The sequence below is a fragment of the Curtobacterium sp. B18 genome, from assembly GCF_000333375.1.
Lineage (GTDB): Bacteria > Actinomycetota > Actinomycetes > Actinomycetales > Microbacteriaceae > Curtobacterium.
On sequence record NZ_BACZ01000566.1, the window covers coordinates 1 to 3709 of the forward strand.

Consider the following 3709-nt stretch of genomic DNA (forward strand, 5'->3'; position numbering starts at 1 on the left):
GCGGCCCGAGACCCTGGCGGACCTCGTCGCGGAGCTCGGCGACGGCGCCCGCGCGGCGACGCGTGACGAGGCGGCGGCCGCGGGCGAGGTCGTCGTGGTGACGGTCCCGCTCGGCGCGATCGAGAGCATCCCGGTCGAGCCCCTCGTGGGCAAGGTCGTGATCGACACGAACAACTACTACCCCGGGCGTGACGGGCAGATCGCGGCGCTCGACGACGAGACGACCACGACGGCCGAGCTCCTGCAGGACCACCTGACCGGCGCCCGGGTCGTGAAGGCGTTCAACCACATCGGCGCCGCGGACCTCACCGGGCACGCCTCGCCCGCCGGCACGCCGGACCGCCGCGCACTCGTGGTGGCCGGGGACGACGCCGAGGCCAAGCGCGTCGTGACCGACCTCATCGACCAGTTCGGGTTCGACGTGGTCGACGCGGGGCCGCTCCCCGAGGGCTGGCGCATCCAGCGGGACACCCCCGGGTACGGCCCGCGGCTGACCGCTGCCGAGCTGCGCGAGGCACTCGCGTCCGCGAAGCGCTACCGCGACATGTAGGTCGCGACCGCCTGCACGACGGGAGGCGCGNNGCNNNCNCNCACCGCGCCTCCCGTCCCGCAGGACGACCGTCCTCACGCGCTGAGCGACACCGCACGCGACGGTCCGCCCGTGAATTGTCGGCCAGCGCGTGAGGACGCCCACCGGCGCGCGGCCGTGGCCGGCGCGCCGGCGGCGCCACCGGCGCGCGGCCGGTCAGGCGCCGTCGAACACGAGCGTCATCTCGGCGAGGTCGTCCTCGGACGGCTCCCACGCGCTCCCGGCCTCGGCGTTCAGCCGGATCTGCTCCGGCTTCGTCGCCCCGGCGATGACGCTCGACAACCCCGGCTGTGCGAGCAACCACGCGAAGGTCGCCTGCAGCATCGTGACCCCGCGCTCGTCCGAGAACCGCTGGAACGCCTCGACGATCTCCCACGGCGCGTCCTGCAGCAGCTGCGGCTTCGCCCGGGTGAGACGTCCGTCCGAGGGCCCGCCGGACCGCGTGTACTTGCCCGTCAGCAGGCCGTTGTAGAGCGGGAAGTACGGCAGGAACCCGAGCGCGTACGCCCGGACCGCCGGCAGCACCTCCTCCTCGACGCCCCGGGCGAGCGGGCTGTACTCGTTCTGCGCGGAGACGAACGCCGTGGTGCCGGCGATCGACGCGGTCAGTTCGGCCTCGGCGATCTGCCACCCGGCGAAGTTCGAGTGGCCGACGTAGCGGATCTTGCCCTCGCGGACGAGGTCGTCGAGCACCGACAGGGTCTCCTCGATCGGCGTCACGCTGTCGGGACCGTGCATCTGGTACAGGTCGATCCAGTCCGTGCCGAGGCGCCGCAGGGACGACTCGACGGCGAGCCGCACGTAGCGCCGCGAGCCGCGCACGCCCCAGTCCGGTCCGTTGGCGCCCCGCATGTCCATGCCGAACTTCGTCGCGAGGACGACCTCGTCACGGCGACCCGCGATCGACCGGCCGAGCAGTTCCTCCGACAGTCCGGGGCGGCCGCCGTAGACGTCGGCCGTGTCGAAGAGGGTGACGCCGGCGTCGAGGGCCGCGTGGACGACGGCGTCCGTGCCCTCCTGCGTCTCGGTCTGGGTGCCCGGTCGGCCGAAGTTGTTGCAGCCGATGCCGACGGTGGAGACGACGAGCCCGGACGGCCCGAGTGGACGGTGTTCGATTCCGGTCATCACCCGACCGTACCGGCGACCCCGGAACTGGGGCTGCGACAGCCGCACGCGTTGCCGTTAGAACTGACGATGGATCAGCCTACGGAGGGAACACCGCAGTGGCATCGCACCGCATGCCGGACGAGGACCGGCCGCGTCGCGCCGTCCCCGACTGGGTCACGGCTCCCCCCGAGGACGCGACGGACGGCCTGGAGGCGCGCCCCGCCCCCGTCGCCCCGGCCCCCGTCCCGGAGTCGGTCGCGCCCGGCACGACGCTCCCCGCTGCTGCCCCGGCACCGACGCTCGGCGACGACGACGACGCCGTCGTGGTGCCCGACTTCCCGCCGGAGGAGCACCTCCTGCCGCCGGCACCCACGTCCCCCACGGTGCACACCGTCCCGTTCGACGCGGCCGCGGTCGGCCCGGCCCCCGTCTCGCCGATCGACGCCGCCGGAGCCGCAGGTACCGCCAGTGCCGCCGGAGCCGCCGGAGCCGCCGGAGCCGCGGGAGCCGCGGGTGCTGGGGGTGCCGCGGGTGCTGGGGGTGCCGCGCCCGTCGCCGCCCCGGTCGGCCCGACGGTGCCCGGCGTCGGACAGCCCCGCTTCTCGGTGCCCGGCCTCGAGCACGTCGTCGTCGAGGGGTCGGAACCGGAGCCCTCCGGACCGATCGGCTACCGCACCCCGGCACGGTTCGCCCACCAGCGCCCCGCCGCCGTCTCCCCGGCAGCACCCACGCCGGCACCGGCCTTCGACGCCGTGATCGCCCCGCCGACGCCGGGGGTCACGACGACCTCAGGCCCCCGTGGTGACGCGCTCCCGCCGACCGAGGCACTCCCGCTCATCGAGCTGCCGACGCGCGACCCCGACCGGTCGCGCCGTGGTGCGGACCGCCCGGGACGGGGCCGCACGAAGCAGCCGCGCGCCCCGCGGACCCGGACGTCCTCGCGGCCGACCCGCACCCGGTCGGCCACGACCCCGGTGAGTGACGCGGACGCGGTGCCCTCCGCGGTGCCGGCGACCACGACGCCCAGGACGGTCCGTGGCGGGGCCGAGCCGCGCCTCCTGGCAGCACGGACCGGACGCGCGACGTCCGCGGACCGGACCACGTCGTCCGAGCGTCTCGGGACGACTCCGGCCGCGGCCCTCGGCGCCGTCGCCGGGCTCGCGACGCTCGGTCTCGCGGCGTGGTGGTTCACGGCCCCCGCGACGGTGCACGCTGTCGGAGTGGCACTCGGCGTCCTCGCGCTCGTGCTCTCGATCCTGACGCTGCGACGGCCGGACGCGACCTGGCAGCGGCCGGTCGCGCTCCTCGGGGCCGTGCTCGGCGGGGTCGGCACGCTCGTGCTGGTGTGGGCGGTCGCGACCGCCGTGCTGGCGATCGCCGGGGTGACGCTGCCGGACCTCACCGGTACGGGGACGGTCCCGACGCTCGCGCCGTAGCGGGCCGCGCTGGCCGCGCTGCGACGCGCGCCGCGCCCCGCGCCGCCCGCCGCGCCCCGCCGCGCGTCCCGCCCCGCACCCCGCGCCCCGCCGCGCGTACTTCGTGAGCAGAAACGGTCGGGTTCGCGTCACCGACCCGACCATTCCTGCTCACGAAACGCCCCCGTGGACGATGCGGGCGGACGACCCCGTGGACGATGCGAGCGGACGACCCGGGCGGACGACCCGGGCGGACGACGCGGGCGGACGACGCGGGCGCACGACGCCACGCCCGTCACACCGCCCGGACGACCCCGCGGGACAGGATCGCGTTCGTCAGCGCGTCGATCGGCTCCCGCTGCACCGTCGGGTTCGCGATGAGGACGTAGTCGACCGCCGGCAGGTCCGGCAGCGACAACCGCTGCGACACCTTCACGAGGTCCGCCGGGATGAGCGAGTGCGGGAACACCGCCACACCGATCCCGGCCCGGACGGCGGCGAGCACACCGTTGACGTCACGCGTGTTGCAGGTGATCCGCCACGTGAGAGCCGCGGCCTCGAGCGCGTCGATCGCCATCTGCCGACTATGCTCGCGCCT

The 3709-nt window shown here is 75.6% G+C and carries 4 protein-coding genes; 2 read left to right on the plus strand and 2 right to left on the minus strand.

Annotated elements, in window-relative coordinates; translation table 11 throughout:
* Nucleotides 1-550, plus strand: a 550-nt coding sequence (locus I5E_RS15280; protein ID WP_022907745.1) for an NADPH-dependent F420 reductase, incomplete at its 5' end; no start/stop codon positions are given.
* Nucleotides 551-745: 195 nt separating this feature from the next.
* Here the strand turns inward: I5E_RS15280 and I5E_RS15285 are convergent.
* Nucleotides 746-1714, minus strand: a complete 969-nt coding sequence (locus I5E_RS15285; RefSeq protein ID WP_031262911.1) for an aldo/keto reductase — start codon at nt 1712-1714, stop codon at nt 746-748.
* Between the two features lie 98 nt (nt 1715-1812).
* Here I5E_RS15285 and I5E_RS25665 point away from each other — a divergent pair, with 98 nt between their 5' ends.
* On the plus strand, nt 1813-3132 hold the full coding sequence (locus I5E_RS25665; RefSeq protein ID WP_022907747.1) for a hypothetical protein: 1320 nt from the start codon (nt 1813-1815) through the stop codon (nt 3130-3132).
* A gap of 274 nt (nt 3133-3406) precedes the next feature.
* Here the strand turns inward: I5E_RS25665 and I5E_RS15295 are convergent.
* Nucleotides 3407-3709, minus strand: a 303-nt coding sequence (locus I5E_RS15295) for a LysR substrate-binding domain-containing protein (RefSeq protein WP_261974969.1), incomplete at its 5' end; no start/stop codon positions are given.